This window comes from Pseudomonas tohonis, from assembly GCF_012767755.2.
GTDB lineage: Bacteria > Pseudomonadota > Gammaproteobacteria > Pseudomonadales > Pseudomonadaceae > Metapseudomonas > Metapseudomonas tohonis.
The window spans coordinates 4,089,384-4,106,010 of sequence record NZ_AP023189.1 but is presented as its reverse complement, the minus strand read 5'-3'; the positions used below and the strand labels follow the sequence as shown (position 1 = coordinate 4,106,010).

Genomic DNA, 16,627 nt, shown 5'->3' with positions numbered 1-16,627 from the left:
GGTTGAAGGGGTGGTGCGATGCGGTTTTCTCTCGATCAGCTGCAGGTGTTCGTCGCCGTGGTGCAGGCCGGGTCCTTCTCGGCGGCGGCGCGGCGCCTGGGGCGCACCCAGTCCACCGTCAGCGCCGCCATCGCCAACCTGGAGGCCGACCTGGGCGTCGAGCTGTTCGACCGCTCCACGCGCATTCCCGGCCTCACCGCCGCTGGCCAGAAACTGCAACTGGAGGCCGAGGCCGTGCTGGAGCGCTGCCTGGCGTTGCAGGGCCATGCCGACAGCCTGGCGGGGGAAACCGAACCCCACCTCACCCTCGCCATCGAGGTGCCCTACAGCACGGTGATGCCGGTGCTGTGCGAGTTCGAGCAGGCCTTTCCCCATGTCGACCTGATCGTTCGCCATCCGCACAGCGGCGATGTCGCCGGCATGCTCCAGCGCGGCGAGGTGGAGCTGGGCATCGCCTTCTCCCAGCCGGAATACCCGCGTGAGCTGGAGTTCCAGCAGATGGGCAAGCTGGTGATGGTCCACGTCACCCATCCCGGACATCCACTGGCCCAACGCGACGGGGTCAGCTTCGCCGACCTGCATGCCCACCGCCGCCTGGCCTTCAGCGCCCACGCCAGCAAGCTGCCCAGCAGCGAGTACCTGCGCGCCACGCGCCTGTGGCAGGCGGAGAGCTACATGGCCCTGGTGGAAATGGTCCGCGCCGGCCTCGGCTGGGCGACCCTGCCGCGCCAACTGGTGCAACGCGAGTTGGCCGCTGGCGAACTGGTGGAGCTGCAGCTCGCCGCCTACCCCTTCACCGACTGGCTGGTGGGCGTCGACCTGCTCTGGCAGCGCCGCCACGGGCGCGGCCAGGCGCAACGCTGGCTGCGCGAGCGGCTGATGCGCAACAAGGTGTTCGAGCTGGACAGCCAGGGGCGGGCGACGACGCTGTGACGTGCGCGGCAGCCCGGTTCAGCGCCGCCTGCTGATCGGGCCGCGCGTCGGTGCGGTGCGCGTCCCGGGCTGAAGCCCGGGCTACGGGGCGAGGCTAGGCGATGCGGTAGGTTGGGCTGAGGTACGAAGCCCAGCGCAGCGATGTGGGGCCAGGCCACACCTCCTGTGGAGTGTCGAACCTTAAAGCGGCTCCCCAGCCGAGCTGCCCCCAATCTCTTCGATCACCGCCTTGACCGCCGCCTCGCTGTCCACCGAGGCGGGCGCGGATACGCGGAGCTTGAGCATGCTCTCGCCCAGTTCGAAGAGGTAGAGCGAGGAGCGGATGGGCTGTACCTCGCCGGCGAAGGGTTCGACGAACGCGAAGTCCGCACGCAGGCCGGTGATCGTCCGGCCCCTGTAGGCCAGGGTCGCGGGCTGTTCGCTCACCAGCTTGCCGTTCTCATGGAAGGCGAGGATTTCCGCCTTCTGTTGCCTCTGGTGATCGAGTGCCAGTTGGCGCCTGGCGGTGGCGATCACGTCCGCCGGCGAGCCGAACGAGGTGACCTGTGGCGCCGGGTAGACATAGGCGCTGAGGATGACGGGCTGGGCGATCAGCTCGGAGTTGTAGGCGACCATGATGTGCCGGGCCTGCTCGTCGAAGCGCAGGATCTGGGCACGGAGGAAGATGCCGGAGGTGGTCGGGAAGATGATGCCGGTGCCGTCGTGCCGGTAGGGGCCGGCGGCCGGGATGTCCTGGTGCTGGAACTGGCTGCTCTGGCCGGTCTGGCAGCCCGACAGGCCGAGGGCCAGCAGCAGGGCGATCAGGTATTTCAATGGGACGTTCCTTGTCATGGCACCGCCTGTTGGGGCGCCCAGGCGGCAAAAGCTAGCGTCTCGCCGGCAGGCTGTCCATGGCATGCGGTAGGCGTCGTTGATATACGATTGCTTTGTATATCCAAGGGAGGAGGTAGCCATGCAAGTCGCGAAGTGGGGAAACAGCCTGGCGGTGCGTATACCGGCGAGCGTGGTCGAGGCGCTGGAACTGAAGGAGGGCGACGATATCGAGATACTGATCGAGGGTGATCGCACCTTCGCCATCAGCAAGAGGCCTGACGATGAGGGGCGGCTTGCGCGGCTACGGGCGTTTCGCGGCAAGCTGCCGGCGGATTTCCGTTTCAACCGCGATGAGGCCGCTGGCCGTGAGGACTAGGGCATCGATCTTTCTCGATACCAACGTGCTGCTCTATCTGCTGTCCGCCGACCCGGCCAAGGCGGATGCCGCCGAGGCACTGCTGGCGAAGAGACCGACGATCAGTGTGCAGGTTCTCAATGAGGTGGCCAGCGTCTGCTCCCGCAAGTTGAGGATGAGCTGGGATGAGATCGGCCGTTTCCTGGAGCTGGTGCAAGGCTTCTGTCGCGTCGTACCGGTGACGCTGGAGGTCCACCGGCAGGCGCGTGAGCTGGCTGATCGCTACAGGCTGTCTTTCTACGATGCCTGTATCGCCGCCGCTGCGCTTGTCGCGGGCTGCTCGACCCTCCACAGCGAAGACATGCACTCGGGGTTGCTCCTCGATGGGCGTTTGCGGGTGCTGAATCCGTTCGGCTGAAAGAGGGGTCAAGGCTTCCGCCCCCCGCTTTCATCCGCCTGCAACTCCAGCAACGGCACCGGCTTCGCGCCCTCCGGCGGGGTGAAGACGAAGTCGCCGGGGCCGACCATCGGCAGGGTGTCCCACCGGTAGGTCACGCTGTGGCGCGGGCGTTCGGGTTGGTCGAGCCGGGTCAGCACCATCTTGCAGGGCAGGGGCTCGTCGCCCTGGCGCAGCCATAGCTGCCAATCGAGGCCGGGCTGGCGGTAGGCGTAGTGCTCGCAGGTCTGGTCGCCGACCTGTTCGCTGCCGATATGCAGGGCGCTGTCGAGGCCGACGCGCTGCGCGGTATCCGGGTGCCACTGGATGAGGTCGGCCAGCGGCAGCTGGATGCCGTAGCGCTCGCCGAGCAGGGCCAGCAGTTCCTCCTGGCTGGTGGGCGCCACGTCACGGCCGAAGTAGCCCTGGCGGCTGTCGTAGAGGGTGAAGTGCTGGCCGTCGTAGAACAGGCTGCGCTGGTACTCGGCGCCCGTCACCTGCACCTGCAGCTTGTCCGGTGCGCTCACCAGCAACCGGGTGCTGGCATGCACCACCAGCGCCTGGCCGTTTTCCAGCAACTGGTCGCTGTCGCTTTCGGCGTCGAGGGCGTACTGCTGCAGGCCGCGCAGGTGTTCGCCCATCTTCACCAGGGCGGCGAGGGCGCCGGGGTCGGGCGCATCCCCATCCGCCGCCCGGGCGTTGCAGGCGATCAGGGTGAAGGCCAGGACTGCGAGCCTGCGTTGGACGGTGCCGGGCATGGCGGGTGACCTCGTCGCGAGCTGGTCGATAGTCCTTAGGTGTGGCAGCCGCCAGGTTGGTTCCAGCGGCGATCGGGCGTTGGCTGGCTAAGCTGTCCCCATCATCGATGCAAGGAGCGGTTTCATGGCGACGAGGACGATCCACAGGGTCGACACGCCCAGCCTCGCGCTGGCCTATGAAGAGCATGGCGCCGGGGACGAGGTGGTGATCCTGCTCCACGGCTTCCCCTACTCGGTACGGGCCTATGACGCCGTGGCGCCGGCCCTGGCGGCGCAAGGGATGAGGGTGCTGGTGCCCTACCTGCGCGGCTACGGCCCCAGCCGGTTTCTCTCCGGCGACACCCCGCGCTCCGGCCAGCAGGCGGCCCTGGGACGTGACCTGCTGGATTTCATGGACGCGCTGGCGATCCCGCGCGCGACGCTGGTGGGCTACGACTGGGGCGGGCGCGCGGCGTGCATCGTCGCCGCGCTCTGGCCGCAGCGGGTGAGGGCGCTGGTGACGGGGGACGGCTACAACATCCAGGACATCGCCGCCTCCGGCACGCCGGCGGCCCCCGAGCAGGAGTTCCGCTACTGGTACCAGTTCTACTTCCACACGCCGCGCGGGCACCTGGGGCTGGAGGCGAACCGCCGTGCACTGTGCCGCCTGCTCTGGCAGCTGTGGTCACCCACCTGGCGCTTCGACGAGACGACCTACGCCGCGACGGCGGAAGCCTTCGACAACCCGGACTTCGTCGAGGTGGTGATCCATTCCTACCGCCATCGCTATGGCTACGCCCCGGGCGACCCGGCGCTGGAGTCCATCGAGCGGCAGCTGGCGGCGCAGCCGGCCATCGGCGTACCGAGCCTCTCCCTCTGCGGCCTGGACGACGGCGTCGGCCCGCCACCGGAGCAGGACGGGGACGCCGTGCATTTCACCGGCCCCTACCAGCGCCGGCTGCTGCCCGGCGTCGGCCACAACATCCCCCAGGAGGCACCGGAGGATGTGGTCGCTGGGGTGCTGGAGCTGCTGCGACGCTAGGTTGGCCGCGAACGGAATATTGCAACCTGGCTTCAGGAGACTGCTCGAATCAACGTCCCCGGAGCAGCCAACCGTGACCACTTACTTCTTCTCGCCATGCCGCCTTCTGGTCGCCGCGCTCATCGGCCTGCTGGGCCTGTCGCAGGCCCTGGCCGATACCTGGCACGAGGCCGTGCCCGACGCGCGGCTGGTGGGCAGCGGCGCCTTCAGTGCCTACGGCTTCCACATCTACGACGCCAGGCTGTGGGCCACCGAGGCGGGGCTTGGCGAGGACCGTCCCTTCGCCCTGGAGCTGACCTACCGGCGCTCCATCAGCCGCGAGACCCTGGTGGAGGCCAGCCTCGATGACCTGCAACGGCTCGGTGGCGAGGCGGTGGATGCGGCCAGGCTGAGCGCCTGGCAGTCGGAGATGGAACGCGCCTTCGTCGATGTCGAGCCCGGCCAGCGCATCACCGGCGTCTACCTGCCCGGTGTCGGTGGGCGCCTCTACGTCGACGGGCGTCCGCCCCACGAGGTTCGCGACCCGCTGTTCGCGCGGACCTTCTTCGGCATCTGGCTGGATGCCCGCACCCAGGACCCGGAGCTGCGCGAGCAATTGCTCGGCGGCCTGCGTCCACCCTTCGAGCCGGGTACGGCGGTGGCCTCCGACTGCTGCAGGCTGCAGCCCTAGCGGCCGGTCAACGCAGGCCCAGGCGGCTGTCCAGCGACCAGGCGCCCGCGCCGCGCCCGACGAGCAGCAGCAGGAGGCCGGCCCAGCTGAGGTGGGTGGACCAGGCGTCGGGGTAGACGAACACCTGGATCACCAGCGTCATGCCCAGTAGCGCCAGGGCCGAGAGGCGGGTGCACAGGCCCAGCACCAGCAGCGACGGGAACAGGTGTTCGGCATAGGTGGCCAGGTGTGCGGCCAGCTCCGGCGGCAGCAGGGGCAGGGCGTATTCGCTGCGGAACAGCTCGTAGGTGCTGTCGGTGATGCTCAGCACCCCCTCCACCTTGGTGCGTCCGGAGAGGAAGAACACCCCGGCGATGCCCAGGCGCGCCACCAGCAACAGCAACGCGTCGGGGAGCAGGGCGTGCAGCCGCGCCCAAAGGCTGCGCGGGGCGATGGGGCCGGTGGTGATCGGCTGGGCGTGCGGGGTATCCATGGGGGGCTCCGGTCAGGTGTCGCACGTGGCGAGCAGGGGCGTGAAGGCGCCGGCCGTCAGCAGGCGGCCGAGCAGGTCGATGAAGTCGAGAGCCGGTTCGGCGGCCAGGGCCAGGCCACTGGCCTCATCCAGCGACTGGCCCCGGGCGCAGGCGTCTAGGAAGGCGTAGCCTCCCGGGCCCAGTGCCTGCCAGGTCACCTGGCCGCTGCTGCGCCCGAGCAGGGCGCCTTCGCCGCGCCACTTCAGGGTGTCGGGCAGGGGCCGCTCCTCGCGCTGGTGGCGCCAGATGCTGTAGGCCGGCATGTCGGCGCACCAGAACCAGCGCAGTGCCGGTCTCGGGTGCAGGCACAGCTCACCCAGCGCCTCGGGGGCGAGGCCGGCGATGTCGCCGAGCGCGAGCGATGGCCGCTCCGCTGCGGCGAAGACCTCCACCCAGAGGCGGTCCAGCCGCGCCACCGCGCCCAGGTAGGGCAACTCGCGGGCCGGCTCGAAGGCGTCGAGGAAGTCGGCGAAACCCTGGCCGTATTCCAGCAACTGCACCGAGGTCGGCGGCGATTGGCGTGCGTACAGCGCCGCCGCGGCACCGAACCAGTCGACGCCCACCAGGCGTTCCACAGCCGGGAAGTTGGCCCGCAGGGCGTCCACGCAGCCCTTCGCCAGGGTGTTGCGGTAGAGGTCGAAGCCGGCCTGGCGGGCGAGGTCGGCCACCAGTCGGCTTTCCGCGCTGTCGCTGGCCAGGGGCGTGCCACGGGCCGCCGCGATGAAGGCGTCCTGGAAGGCCTCGAGGGACCGCGTCATGGCCGTTCCCCGTGGCCGTCCAGCACGGCCTGGGCGATGTCGCGCTCGGCCAGCAGCTCGGCGAACGGGGGGATGTGGTCGTCGCGCTCGATCAGGGTCGGGCGCGGGCCGATGCGTTCGATCAGGCGCCGGTAAAGGGCCCACACGGCCTCGTCGATGGGCGCGTCGTGGGAATCCACCAGCAGCCCGCTACCGCCCCCGTCGTGGCTGTGCCCGGCCAGGTGCAGCTCGAGGATGGCCTCGGCGGGGAAGGCGTCCACGTAGCCGGCCGGGTCGAAGTCCAGGTTGTGCGCGCTCACCTGCACGTTGTTCAGGTCCAGCAGCAGCCCGCAGCCGCTGCGCCGGCTGAGTTCGGCGAGGAAGTCGATCTCCGGGTACCGGTGACCGTCCATGCGCAGGTAGTGGCTGGGGTTCTCGATGGCGATGCGCCGCCCCAGGGCGTCCTGGGTACGGGCGATGTTGTCGCTGATGCGGACCAGCGCCGCCTCGGTACGGGGAAAGGGCAGCAGGTCCGGGTTGTAGGCACCGCGCCAGGTGGACCAGGCGAGGTGCTCGGATATCAGGGCCGGCCGTACCCGGTCCGCCAGGGCGCGCAGGCGCCGCAGGTGGGCCGGGTCGGGCGGGCAATCCGCCGCCAGGGACAACGAAACCCCGTGCAGCGAGAGCGGGTGGCGTGCGCCTATGGCCTGCAGCCAGTCCAGGCGGGGGCCGCCGTCGACCCAGTAGTTCTCCGGATGCACTTCGAACCACAAGCCCGTTGCCGTGCAGGCGTGGGCCTGTTCGTAGTGCTCGGGCTTGAGGCCCAGTCCGGCGCCCAGCGGCGCATGGCGTTGCATGGTCGACGGCCGGCGGTCAGGACTTGATCGGGGTCAGCGAGCCCATGCCGTTGGGCGTCTTGATCGAGGTGCAGGTGCCGGCCGGGACGTTCTTCCAGGCGTCGCCCTGGTAGTCCTTCTTCGAGGTGCCCGCGCAGCTGGTGCCGGCGCCGGCCTTGCAATCGTTCTGCCCGGCCATGGCCACGCCGTAGCACTTCTCCATGGCGCCGGGCTTGGCGTCGGCGGCGACGGCACCGCCGGCGAGGGTGGCGAGGGCCAGGGCGGCAGCGGTGAGAGCGATGTTGTTCATGTCGTATCTCCAGATTCCGTTGAGGGTGGCGACCGGCCTTTCACCGGTGGCTCGAGGGGTAATTCGCCGGCACCTCGCCTCCGGTTACAGCCCGCCGAAATTTTTTTGAGATTTTTTTCGCCGCGCCCTAACGTGTGTCGCCCGCAGCGCGGCGGATGCCGACGGCGGGAGAATTTCATCCGGGGTGTAACCAGGGCGGTCGATGAAGCGAACTAGTGATCAAGAGGCACTGGAAGCACGGGAGGCCGGACTGCAGGCGCTGCTGCTCAGGGGGCTTGCGGGCGAGGCGGCTGCGTACCGGGATTTCCTCGGCCAGCTCGGCGCCCACCTGCGGGCCTTCCTGATGCGTCGCCTGCGGCAGCCGAGCGATTGCGAGGACCTGGTGCAGGAGGTGCTGCTGGCCGTGCACAACGCCCGCCACACCTACCGTGCCGACCAGCCGGTGACGGCCTGGGTACAGGCCATCGCGCGCTACAAGCTGGCCGACCATTTTCGCGCCCGTGGTCGGCGCGAGGCCTTGCACGACCCGCTGGACGAGGAAGGCCTGTTCGACGAGGCCGACGCGGAGCCGGGCGAGGCCAGTCGTGACCTGGGGCGCTTGCTGGAGCAACTGCCCGACAAGCAGCGCCTGCCGATCATCCATGTGAAGCTGGAAGGCCTCTCGGTGGAGGAAACCGCCCGGCTCACCGGGCTTTCCAGTTCTGCCGTCAAGGTCGGCATACACCGCGGGCTCAAGGTGCTCGCGGACATGATTCGAGGTAAGCGATGAAGACCGATGACCTGATTGCGATGCTCGCCAGCGGCAACCCGGAGGTGCCCCTGGCCCGCTCGGCCCGGCGTTTCGCCCTGGCGCTCGGCTGCGGCCTGGTGGGGGCGCTGGTGCTGATGGCCTGTTTCTTCGGCGTGCGCAAGGACCTGGCCGAGGTGGCCGCCACGCCCCTGTTCTGGGCCAAGGTGGCGCTGCCCATGGTGCTGGCGCTGGGTGCGCTCTGGGCCAGTGGCCGGCTGGCGCGGCCGGGCGTGCCGGTGGGCGCGCGCTGGGCCGCCATCGCGTTGCCCCTGGTGCTGGTCTGGGGGGCGAGCCTGGTGCTGCTGGCGGCACTGCCCGCCGGGGACAGGCTGGCGGTCGTGCTCGGCAGCACGTGGCGGACCTGCCCGCTGAACATCGCCCTGCTCTCGGTGCCGGCCTTCATCGCGGTGAACTGGGCCCTGCGCGGCCTCGCACCCACCCGGCTGCGCCTCGCCGGGGTCGCCGGCGGCCTGCTCGCCGGGGCACTGGCGACCCTGGTCTACTGCCTGCACTGCCCGGAGATGGCGGTGCCGTTCTGGGGTGTCTGGTACGTGCTGGGCATGGCGCTGCCGACCCTCGCCGGCTGGCTGCTGGGGCCGCGCCTGCTGCGCTGGTGAGCCGGCACCGCCGGGCTTGCTCTCCGGCTTCGCCCTGGTGCAGGCTGCGCCGTCCCCTTTCGCAGCCCTCCGGAGCCCTGCCATGTCCGTCGATCACCGCCGTCCCGTTCCGCTGGCCAAGGCCTATCGCCTGATCAACCACGGCCCCACCGTGCTGGTCAGTGCCGCCCACGAGGGCAAGCGCAACGTCATGGCGGCCGCCTGGGCGATGGCCCTGGACTTCGAGCCGCCCAAGGTCTCAGTGGTGCTCGACAAGTCCACCTGGACCCGCCGCCTGCTGGAAGCCTCCGGCAGCTTCGTGCTCAACGTGCCGGCGCGCGGCCAGGTCGACCTGGTGCAGACGGTTGGTTCCAGCTCTGGGCAGACCCTCGACGAGGCGGGGCGCGACAAGTTCGACGCCTATGGCATCGCCACCTTCCCCGGTGCACAGGTGCCGGCGCCGCTGGTGGAGGGTTGCGTGGCCTGGCTGGAATGCCGCCTGCTGCCAGAGCCGCACATCCAGGAACGCTATGACCTGTTCCTCGGCGAAGTGGTGGCCGCCTGGGCCGATGCGCGGGTGTTCAGCGACGGCCGCTGGCATTTCGAGGGGCATGACGACCTGCGCACCCTGCACCATGTGGCGGGCGGGCATTACCTGGTGATCGGCGAAGGCGTCGGCGGGAAGGAGTTGCCGCTCAAGGGGTGAGGGCTTCCCGTTGGATGTGGGAGCGGTTTCAACCGCGAAAAGCATCGCGAATGAAGTCGCTCTGTCTGCGTCAAGTGTTGCTAGGAGGTTTTTGGCCAAGCCGATTGCCGAGTTTTGCTGATGGTTTCTGTTTCGCCTTGCCGGGCGAGTCCCTTTTCCAATCGTTGAAAAGGAACCAAAAAACTTGCCCCTACATACGGGTCTGGCTTCGCCAGACTCCCCTCGCTCCATCATCGTTTCAGGGGCACGCCGCGAAGGGCCATCCCTGGCCCATCGCGGCTCTCGCGACATCCATGTCGCTCAACCCCTGAAACGACGATTTCGCTCGGCCTCCTGAAGGGGCGTTTGGCCGCCGCTCCAACCTCTTCGCCAAAATCTTCATCTATGTGCGCATTACGCTCGGGGTGCAGTGGTTTCCGTAGGGTGGCGTAGAGCGAAGCGAAACCCACGCGGTGGGTGTGACAGGGAGTCATACATGCCCGGAAAGCACCAGGCTTGACGCTTCGCATCAAGTTCACAGCAGCTAACGCAGACAGAGCCAATGAATGGGCACCCACAGGCGAGACGCCCCACCCGGGAGGGTGGGGCGGTTGCATCACTCGGCGGTGGTGGCCGGGGCGCTTTCTTCGGGCTGGACGGGGATGAAGTCCAGCTGCAGGCGCTCATGGCTCCAGGCGCGGGTGGCGTTGGTCAGCTCGAGGTCATCGTTCAGCTTGCGGCCGTAGGAGGGGATGATCGCCTTCAGGCGGGCCTGCCAGGCGTCGCTCTTCATCTTCTCGGGGAAGGTCTTCTCCAGCACGCTGAGCATGATCGGCGCGGCGGTGGAAGCACCCGGGGATGCGCCCAGCAGCGCGGCGATGGAGCCGTCGGCGGCACTCACCACTTCGGTGCCGAACTGCAGCACGCCGCCTTTCTCGGCGTCCTTCTTGATCACCTGCACGCGCTGGCCGGCCTGGATCAGCTCCCAGTCGGCGTCCTGTGCATCGGGGAAGTATTCGCGCAGGGCGTTCATGCGGTCGTCCTGGTCGAGCATGAGCTGGCCGATCAGGTACTGGCTGAGGTCCATGTTGTCGATGCCGGCGTTGGTCATCGGGCCGATGTTGCCGGTGGTGATGGCGCTGAACATGTCCATGTGCGAGCCGTTCTTGAGGAACTTGGTGGAGAAGGTGGCGAAGGGGCCGAACAGCAGCACCTCCTGGCCATCGACCACGCGGGTGTCCAGGTGCGGCACGGACATGGGCGGCGAGCCGACCGAGGCCTTGCCGTAGAGCTTGGCGTGGTGGCGCGCGACGATGTCCTGGTTGCGGGTCATCAGGAAGGAGCCGCCCACCGGGAAGCCGGCGTAGCCGTCGGCCTCGGGGATGCCGGATTTCTGCAGCAGCTTGAGGGCACCGCCGCCGGCGCCGATGAACACGAAGCGGGCATTGACCGCGCGCTCCTCGCCACCCTTGGCCAGGTCGGCGACCACCACTTTCCAGGTGCCGTCTTCGTTGCGCACGATGTCGCGCACTTCATGGCCGAGGTTGAGCTTGAAGTTGGGCGACTCGGACAGCGAGCCGAACAGCTGGCGGGTGATCTCGCCGAAGTTGACGTCGGTGCCGATGGGCATGCGGGTGGCGGCAATCTTCTGGTCCTGGGCGCGGTTCTCCATCACCAGCGGCACCCACTGGGCGATCTGCGCGTGGTCCTCGCTGTACTGCATGCCGCGGAACAGCGGGCTGTGCTGCAGGGCCGCGTGGCGCTTCTTCAGGTAGGCGACGTTCTCGTCGCCCCAGACGAAGCTCATGTGCGGCACGGTGTTGATGAAGGCGCGGGGGTTCTTCAGCACGCCCTGGTCGATCTGGTAGGCCCAGAACTGCTTGGAGATCTCGAAGGATTCGTTGATCGCCACGGCCTTGCTGATGTCGATGCCGCCGTCGGCGGTCTCGGGGGTGTAGTTCAGCTCGCAGAAGGCGGAGTGGCCGGTGCCGGCGTTGTTCAGGGCGTTGGAGCTTTCCTCGGCGACCTGGTCCAGGCGCTCGAAGGTCTCGATCTTCCAGTCGGGCTCCAGCTCGTGCAGGTAGGTGCCGAGGCTGGCGCTCATGATGCCGCCGCCGATCAGCAGCACGTCCAGGGGTTTCTCGGAGGAGTCGGGCTGGGAGCAGCCCATGACGCTCAGGCACAGGAGCGCCAGCAGTAGTTTCTTCATATACCAACCGTCCAGATTTCGAGCATGGCCTGCCGCCCCGGGGGCACGCGGATCGACGGTTCTCGGCCAGGGTGGCGGGAGTGACGTCTTCCTGGGCTGGCGGCCCTGCATTCTTCGTGGCCGGGGCGTGTGCGGCGCCCCGGTCAGGCGCCTCGGCGCCCTGCATCCGGTAGCTGTTCGCCACCGTGGGCGGCCGATAGAGCAAGGAGCGTGCCCGGTGGCTGCAGGCCAGGCGCCACGCGGGTCCGGCGGCCTGGCGGCGGCATGTAGTGGCGGGAGTCCGCCATTACAGGGGCTGGCCTGGGGGAATCCGGGCGGAATTTCGCCCGGCCGGTCGTGGCCGGGTGCCCGGGGGCCGTACGAACGGTCTGCGATCGCAGGCGTCGTTCAGCCCCGGGTGCGCGGGTCCACGTAGTAGGTCACCTGCTGGCGCGGGTCGAGGTACTCCAGGGCCTCCGGCGGCACCTGGGCGGGGCGGACGCTGCGGGCGATGGCGATCGATTCTTCGTGCTCGAGGTTGACGATCAGCGCTTCCTCCTTCGGCACCTTGGGGTCGAAGAGGATCAGCGTCGGCTTCAGCGGCAGCGTCGGGTGCATGCCCAGCACCAGGCCGTAGCGATCGTCCTGCAGCTGCACCAGGCTGCCCGGCGGGTAGACGCCCATGCAGCGGATGAAGGCCTTGAGCATCACCTCGTCGAAGCGCTGGCGGTACTGCCCGTACATGCGCGACAGGGCCTCGTGGGGGCTGAGGCCGTCGCGCGGGTTGAGCGGGTTGCACAGGTTGTCGAAGTGGTTGGTGATGCACACCACCCGGCTCAGGCGGCCGATGCCGGCTTCGTGCAGCTGCCTGGGGTAGCCGCTGCCGTCGCAGTGCTCGTGGTGCTCGTGGATGATCCGCTGCACCTCGTCGTCGAGCATCAGTTGCTGGCTGCGGCGCAGGCCGAAGTCGGTGTGCATCTGCAGCAGTTGCTGCTCGGGGCGGGTCAGCGGCTCGGGCTTGAGCAGCACCTTGCTGGGCACGTCCATCTTGCCGATGTCATGGAGCAGGGCGCCGAGGCCGAGGCTGTGGCAGGCCTCGCTGTCGTAGCCGAGCTGGCGGCCGAGCATCACCGACAGCACGGTGACGTTCAGCGAATGGAAGTAGGCGTCCTCGGCGGGCTTGCCGTTGATGCTGTGCAGGGCCGCGCCATCTTCGCCGAGTACCGAGGCCACCAGGTCGCCGACCACCTGGCCGGCCTGCTTCAAGGCCTCTTCGGGCTGGCTGCGCAGGGTCTGGTTGAGCTGCTTCACCTGCTGGCTGGCGTGGATGAACTTGCGGTCCACCTCCGCCAGGCGCTTGCGCAGCTTGCTGAGCTTGACCACCCGCTCCTGGCGGGCGATGTCCTCGGGGCTGGGCGCGGGCACTTCGGGTTCCTGAGGGGCGGGCGGGGCCTCGGGTTCCAGGTCCAGGGGCTCGCAATCGCTGCGTGCCGGGTCGTAGCGCAGGCGCTTGAGGCCCAGCTCGCGAAGCGCCTTGATCTGCGCTTCATCCTTGATCTTGAAGTTGCTGAAGGTGAAATCGTGCTCCCACCAGCCCAGTTCGAGCTGGATGTAGAGGCCGACGCAAAGCTGGTCCGGCGTGATGTAGGAGGGGGCTGCGGTCATTCCGTTGCTCGGGTACTGGCTAAGTGATGGCAGTCTAGCGGTTTGCCTCCGCCGGGGCAGCCCCGTCGCACGTTCGGTGACGGGCACCAAAAACATGCAGGATTGCACCGAATTATGGCGCGGGCATGGCTCGATCCTTCCCTGTCTCGTTCGAACGGCCCGGTTTCATGGGGTTCAGCATAGTTGGTCCGCGAGTTGCAGGGCTGCCGCCACAACTTGGATACAAGATGGAGAGCCCGATGCAGACCCCCGACCGGCAACCCCAAGGCTGGACCCTCGATGACTGGCGCGATGCCTACGCCAGCGAGCGGATCACCCCGCAGATCCTCTTCGAATGGCTGCAGGGCCTGCGCGCTGACGATCCCGCCTGGATCGTGCTGGCCAGCGATGCACAGTTGGGTGAGCGCCTGGCGACCCTGGAGGCGCAGCTGGCGGCCGTGGGCGGCGTCCGCAGCCGTCTGCCGCTGTACGGGGTGCCCTTCGCCATCAAGGACAACATCGATGCCGCCGGCTGGCGCACCAGCGCGGCCTGCCCCGAGTTCGCCTACCTGGCCGAAGAGGACGCCACCGTGGTCGCGCGCCTGCAGGCGGCCGGCGCGGTGCTGGTGGGCAAGACCAACCTCGACCAGTTCGCCACCGGCCTGGTGGGCACCCGCTCGCCCTTCGGCGCGGTGCCCAACGCCTTCGATGCCGATTACGTCAGCGGCGGGTCCAGCTCCGGGTCCGCCTCGGTGGTGGCGCGCGGCCTGGTGGCGTTCTCCCTCGGTACCGACACCGCCGGTTCCGGCCGGGTGCCGGCCGGTTTCAACAATATCGTCGGCCTCAAGCCGACCAAGGGCTGGCTCTCCACCCACGGGCTGGTGCCGGCGTGCCGCACCCTGGACTGCATCTCGGTGTTCGCCCTGACGGTGGCGGACGCCGAATGCGTCGCCGAGGTCGCCGGCGGCTTCGATGCGGCGGACGCCTATTCGCGGCGCAACCCCGGGCGCGCCCCGGTGGCCATCGGCGCCAGGCCGCGCCTGGCGGTGCCGCAGTCGCTGGAGTTCTTCGGCGATACCGCCAACCAGGCGGTGTTCGAGCGTGCCCTGGAGCACCTGGCCGGGCTCGGGGCGGAGCTGGTGCCCATCGACTTCACGCCCTTCCGCGAGCTGGCCGAGCAGCTCTACCAGGGGGCCTGGGTGGCCGAACGCACCGTCGCGCTGGCGGGGATGCTGGAGCGCGCCCCGCAAGCGATCAACCCGGTGGTGCGCGGTATCGTCGCCAACGGCCTGGGCTACAGCGCCTGCGACGCCTACCGCGCGGAATACCGCCGCGCCGAACTGGCGCGGCGCATCGAGCAGGCCCTGGAGGGCTTCGATGCGCTGGTGGTGCCCACCTCGCCGACCCTGCGCACCCTGGCGCAGATGGAGGCGGAACCGGTGCTCTACAACAGCCAGTTCGGCACCTACACCAACTTCACCAACCTCGCCGACCTCAGCGCGCTGGCGCTGCCGGCGGGGTTCCGCGACGACGGCCTGCCGGCCGGCATCACCCTGATCGCCCCGGCCTGGCACGACCGGGCCCTGGCGTCCCTGGGCAAGCGCTGGCAGGCGAGCCTCGGCCTGCCCCTGGGTGCCACCGGCCGCCCCCTGGCACCCGCCGCCGCGCCCACCCAGGCGCCCGGCAGCGTGCGCGTGGCGGTGGTGGGCGCGCACCTCACCGGCATGCCGCTGAATGCCCAGCTCACCACCCGCGATGCGGTGCTGGTGGAGCAGACCCTGACCGCACCGACCTACCGCCTCCACGCGCTGCCCGGCTCGGTGCCGCCCAAGCCGGGGCTGGCCCGCGCCGCCGAAGGCGCGTCGATCATCGTCGAGCTGTGGGACATCCCCCTGGCGCGCTTCGGCGAGTTCGTCGCCGAGATCCCGCCGCCGCTGGGCATCGGCAACCTGCAGCTGGAGGACGGGCGCTGGGTCAAGGGTTTCATCTGCGAGCCCTGGGCACTGGCCGATGCCGAGGACATCACCGCCTTCGGTGGCTGGCGCGCCTACATCGCCAGCCGTGCGTCGGCCTGAGGCGCGTGGAGGCTGCGCCAGGGCGTGCCGGTCGCCCGCAAAGCCTGGTGGACGGCATCTACCAGCGGCTCAAGGAGGACATCTCCGAATTCCGCCTGCTGCCCGGCGACCGCTTCAGCGAAGGCGAGGTGGCCGGGCGCATGGCGGCCAGCCGTACTCCGGTGCGCCAGGCCCTGTACCGGCTCGAGCGCGAGGGCTACCTGGAGGTGCATTTCCGCAGCGGCTGGCAGGTCAGGCCCTTCGACTTCGAGCGCTTCGAGGCGCTCTACGATCTGCGCATCGTCCTCGAGCTGGCCGCGGTGGAGCGCCTGTGCCGGCGTGCCGGCGAGCGGCCGGGCCCGTTGGCCGTGCTCTGCCGCACCTGGCAGGTGGAGGAGGGCGAGCGCCTGGTCGATGGCCGTGCGGTGGCGGAGCTCGACGAGGCCTTCCACTGCCAGTTGGTGGCCGCCGCCGGCAATGCCGAGATGGCCCGCGTGCACCGCGAGCTGAGTGAGCGCATCCGCATCGTCCGGCGCCTGGATTTCACCCAGGCGCAGCGGGTGGCGGCGACCTACGAGGAGCACGGGCACATCCTCGCCGCCATGCTCGACGGGCGTTGTGCGGAGGCGCAGCAGCTGCTGCGCGAGCACGTGGAGCGGAGCAAGGCACAGGTTCGCGGCATCACCCAGCAGCGCCTGTGGGCGGCCCGCCAGCGCGAGGCGGCGGGGGCGCCGGTCAGGACAGGATGACGTAGTCGCTGCGCTGGGTGATGCCCCGGTGCTCGCCTTCGACCAGCTGCACGTAGCGGCCGTCCACCTGGTCGATGGGGATGCAGTCGTCGACGTCCAGCAGGGCGTCGGTGTGGGGCTTGTCCCAGTTCGCCAGCATGCGTCGCTTGCCCTTCTCCTTGGCTTCGGCCTTGTCCCGCGCCACCACCAGGAGGTAGCGGTGGGCTTCGCCGAAGGCGCCGGGCTCGTAGCCGCCGAGGTTGATGAAGAACAGTCGCGGCGCGCCGGCGGCGGGAGCGCAGGCCCCCAGGCTGACGCGGTAGCCGTCGACGCCTTCGATGGCCATCCAGGAGTCGATGTGCAGGCCGGCGGGGCTGCCGAACCATTCCTGGCGCAATTGCGGGTGTGTTTCTTCGATGGTGTCGGCGAAGGCGAACACCACGTCATGGACTTCGATCTTGGCCCGGGGGTGTTTGCCCCCGAGCATCACGACGAACAGCATTATCGGTCCTGGCAGGTCGGTCGGGCCCGGCATCCTGCGCCGGGCGGGGTCGCCATGTT

At 69.2% G+C, this 16,627-nt stretch carries 19 protein-coding genes; 10 read left to right on the top strand and 9 right to left on the bottom strand.

All coding sequences use genetic code 11. The annotated features are described in order from the left end of the window. The first annotated feature begins 18 nt into the window (after positions 1–18). Positions 19–933, top strand: a complete 915-nt coding sequence (locus HSX14_RS18505; RefSeq protein ID WP_173180257.1) for a LysR family transcriptional regulator — start codon at positions 19–21, stop codon at positions 931–933. A 180-nt stretch (positions 934–1,113) separates the two neighbouring features. Here HSX14_RS18505 and HSX14_RS18500 read toward each other — a convergent pair whose 3' ends face one another. Next, positions 1,114–1,764 carry a hypothetical protein gene (locus tag HSX14_RS18500; RefSeq protein ID WP_173180256.1) on the bottom strand — a complete coding sequence of 217 codons (651 nt, stop codon included), beginning with the start codon at positions 1,762–1,764 and terminating at the stop codon, positions 1,114–1,116. 121 nt (positions 1,765–1,885) lie between these two features. On the opposite strand from HSX14_RS18500, the gene HSX14_RS18495 reads away from it, so the two are divergent. Both HSX14_RS18495 and HSX14_RS18490 read left to right on the top strand, forming a co-directional pair. Further along, positions 1,886–2,122 carry an AbrB/MazE/SpoVT family DNA-binding domain-containing protein gene (locus tag HSX14_RS18495; RefSeq protein WP_173180255.1) on the top strand — a complete coding sequence of 79 codons (237 nt, stop codon included), beginning with the start codon at positions 1,886–1,888 and terminating at the stop codon, positions 2,120–2,122. A 25-nt stretch (positions 2,123–2,147) separates the two neighbouring features. Next, positions 2,148–2,519 carry a PIN domain-containing protein gene (locus HSX14_RS18490; protein ID WP_197970198.1) on the top strand — a complete coding sequence of 124 codons (372 nt, stop codon included), beginning with the start codon at positions 2,148–2,150 and terminating at the stop codon, positions 2,517–2,519. Between the two features lie 8 nt (positions 2,520–2,527). Here HSX14_RS18490 and HSX14_RS18485 read toward each other — a convergent pair whose 3' ends face one another. Next, positions 2,528–3,295: a DUF2092 domain-containing protein gene (locus tag HSX14_RS18485; RefSeq protein ID WP_173180253.1), complete on the bottom strand. Its 768-nt coding sequence runs from the start codon at positions 3,293–3,295 to the stop codon at positions 2,528–2,530. A gap of 124 nt (positions 3,296–3,419) precedes the next feature. Between HSX14_RS18485 and HSX14_RS18480 the strand changes: the two genes are divergently transcribed. Both HSX14_RS18480 and HSX14_RS18475 read left to right on the top strand, forming a co-directional pair. Next, a complete protein-coding gene (locus HSX14_RS18480) occupies positions 3,420–4,316 on the top strand; it encodes an alpha/beta fold hydrolase (RefSeq protein ID WP_173180252.1) in 897 nt (298 codons plus the stop codon). A gap of 73 nt (positions 4,317–4,389) precedes the next feature. After that, positions 4,390–4,986, top strand: coding sequence for a chalcone isomerase family protein (locus HSX14_RS18475; RefSeq protein WP_228723459.1), 597 nt, complete (start codon positions 4,390–4,392; stop codon positions 4,984–4,986). Positions 4,987–4,993: 7 nt separating this feature from the next. Here HSX14_RS18475 and HSX14_RS18470 read toward each other — a convergent pair whose 3' ends face one another. From HSX14_RS18470 to HSX14_RS18455, 4 genes are read right to left on the bottom strand one after another with little or no spacing between them, the layout of a single operon-like run. Beyond that, on the bottom strand, positions 4,994–5,458 hold the full coding sequence (locus tag HSX14_RS18470; protein WP_173180250.1) for a DoxX family protein: 465 nt from the start codon (positions 5,456–5,458) through the stop codon (positions 4,994–4,996). Positions 5,459–5,470: 12 nt separating this feature from the next. Beyond that, complete coding sequence (locus tag HSX14_RS18465; RefSeq protein ID WP_173180249.1) at positions 5,471–6,256, bottom strand: HvfC/BufC N-terminal domain-containing protein; 786 nt, start codon at positions 6,254–6,256, stop codon at positions 5,471–5,473. Further along, complete coding sequence (bufB, locus tag HSX14_RS18460; protein ID WP_173180248.1) at positions 6,253–7,092, bottom strand: MNIO family bufferin maturase; 840 nt, start codon at positions 7,090–7,092, stop codon at positions 6,253–6,255. Before bufB ends, HSX14_RS18465 begins: the two co-directional genes overlap by 4 nt. A gap of 16 nt (positions 7,093–7,108) precedes the next feature. Next, on the bottom strand, positions 7,109–7,381 hold the full coding sequence (locus HSX14_RS18455) for a BufA1 family periplasmic bufferin-type metallophore (RefSeq protein ID WP_021217973.1): 273 nt from the start codon (positions 7,379–7,381) through the stop codon (positions 7,109–7,111). Between the two features lie 202 nt (positions 7,382–7,583). Here HSX14_RS18455 and HSX14_RS18450 point away from each other — a divergent pair, with 202 nt between their 5' ends. The 3 genes from HSX14_RS18450 (at position 7,584) to HSX14_RS18440 (ending at position 9,473) form a co-directional block, all read left to right on the top strand. Then, on the top strand, positions 7,584–8,150 hold the full coding sequence (locus HSX14_RS18450; RefSeq protein ID WP_173180247.1) for a sigma-70 family RNA polymerase sigma factor: 567 nt from the start codon (positions 7,584–7,586) through the stop codon (positions 8,148–8,150). Then, entirely contained in the window at positions 8,147–8,788 is a 642-nt protein-coding gene (locus HSX14_RS18445) for a DUF1109 domain-containing protein (RefSeq protein WP_173180246.1), read from the top strand. Before HSX14_RS18450 ends, HSX14_RS18445 begins: the two co-directional genes overlap by 4 nt. Positions 8,789–8,870: 82 nt before the next feature. After that, complete coding sequence (locus HSX14_RS18440; RefSeq protein WP_173180245.1) at positions 8,871–9,473, top strand: flavin reductase family protein; 603 nt, start codon at positions 8,871–8,873, stop codon at positions 9,471–9,473. A gap of 595 nt (positions 9,474–10,068) precedes the next feature. On the opposite strand, the gene HSX14_RS18435 is transcribed toward HSX14_RS18440, so the two are convergent. Then, a complete protein-coding gene (locus HSX14_RS18435) occupies positions 10,069–11,661 on the bottom strand; it encodes a malate:quinone oxidoreductase (RefSeq protein WP_173179148.1) in 1,593 nt (530 codons plus the stop codon). Positions 11,662–12,048: 387 nt separating this feature from the next. Next, entirely contained in the window at positions 12,049–13,305 is a 1,257-nt protein-coding gene (locus tag HSX14_RS18430) for a cyclic di-GMP phosphodiesterase (protein ID WP_173179146.1), read from the bottom strand. 239 nt (positions 13,306–13,544) lie between these two features. On the opposite strand from HSX14_RS18430, the gene atzF reads away from it, so the two are divergent. Continuing rightward, positions 13,545–15,359: an allophanate hydrolase gene (gene atzF / locus HSX14_RS18425; protein WP_173179144.1), complete on the top strand. Its 1,815-nt coding sequence runs from the start codon at positions 13,545–13,547 to the stop codon at positions 15,357–15,359. After that, positions 15,356–16,087: a GntR family transcriptional regulator gene (locus HSX14_RS18420; RefSeq protein WP_373874723.1), complete on the top strand. Its 732-nt coding sequence runs from the start codon at positions 15,356–15,358 to the stop codon at positions 16,085–16,087. The genes atzF and HSX14_RS18420 overlap by 4 nt, the downstream gene beginning before the upstream one ends. Here the strand turns inward: HSX14_RS18420 and HSX14_RS18415 are convergent. Continuing rightward, on the bottom strand, positions 16,074–16,568 hold the full coding sequence (locus HSX14_RS18415; RefSeq protein WP_173179140.1) for a DUF1543 domain-containing protein: 495 nt from the start codon (positions 16,566–16,568) through the stop codon (positions 16,074–16,076). The two genes, HSX14_RS18420 and HSX14_RS18415, sit on opposite strands and share 14 nt — an antisense overlap. Positions 16,569–16,627: the final 59 nt, after the last annotated feature.

Coding starts and splice junctions, on each gene's coding strand:
- HSX14_RS18455 (WP_021217973.1), bottom strand. CDS start 7,381: ATGAACAACATCGCTCTCACCGCTGCCGCCCTGGCCCTCGCCACCCTC.
- HSX14_RS18440 (WP_173180245.1), top strand. CDS start 8,871: ATGTCCGTCGATCACCGCCGTCCCGTTCCGCTGGCCAAGGCCTATCGC.
- HSX14_RS18415 (WP_173179140.1), bottom strand. CDS start 16,568: ATGCTGTTCGTCGTGATGCTCGGGGGCAAACACCCCCGGGCCAAGATC.
- HSX14_RS18465 (WP_173180249.1), bottom strand. CDS start 6,256: ATGACGCGGTCCCTCGAGGCCTTCCAGGACGCCTTCATCGCGGCGGCC.
- HSX14_RS18485 (WP_173180253.1), bottom strand. CDS start 3,295: ATGCCCGGCACCGTCCAACGCAGGCTCGCAGTCCTGGCCTTCACCCTG.
- HSX14_RS18480 (WP_173180252.1), top strand. CDS start 3,420: ATGGCGACGAGGACGATCCACAGGGTCGACACGCCCAGCCTCGCGCTG.
- HSX14_RS18495 (WP_173180255.1), top strand. CDS start 1,886: ATGCAAGTCGCGAAGTGGGGAAACAGCCTGGCGGTGCGTATACCGGCG.
- HSX14_RS18470 (WP_173180250.1), bottom strand. CDS start 5,458: ATGGATACCCCGCACGCCCAGCCGATCACCACCGGCCCCATCGCCCCG.
- HSX14_RS18445 (WP_173180246.1), top strand. CDS start 8,147: ATGAAGACCGATGACCTGATTGCGATGCTCGCCAGCGGCAACCCGGAG.
- HSX14_RS18430 (WP_173179146.1), bottom strand. CDS start 13,305: ATGACCGCAGCCCCCTCCTACATCACGCCGGACCAGCTTTGCGTCGGC.
- HSX14_RS18505 (WP_173180257.1), top strand. CDS start 19: ATGCGGTTTTCTCTCGATCAGCTGCAGGTGTTCGTCGCCGTGGTGCAG.
- HSX14_RS18450 (WP_173180247.1), top strand. CDS start 7,584: ATGAAGCGAACTAGTGATCAAGAGGCACTGGAAGCACGGGAGGCCGGA.
- HSX14_RS18435 (WP_173179148.1), bottom strand. CDS start 11,661: ATGAAGAAACTACTGCTGGCGCTCCTGTGCCTGAGCGTCATGGGCTGC.
- bufB (WP_173180248.1), bottom strand. CDS start 7,092: ATGCAACGCCATGCGCCGCTGGGCGCCGGACTGGGCCTCAAGCCCGAG.
- atzF (WP_173179144.1), top strand. CDS start 13,545: ATGCAGACCCCCGACCGGCAACCCCAAGGCTGGACCCTCGATGACTGG.
- HSX14_RS18500 (WP_173180256.1), bottom strand. CDS start 1,764: ATGACAAGGAACGTCCCATTGAAATACCTGATCGCCCTGCTGCTGGCC.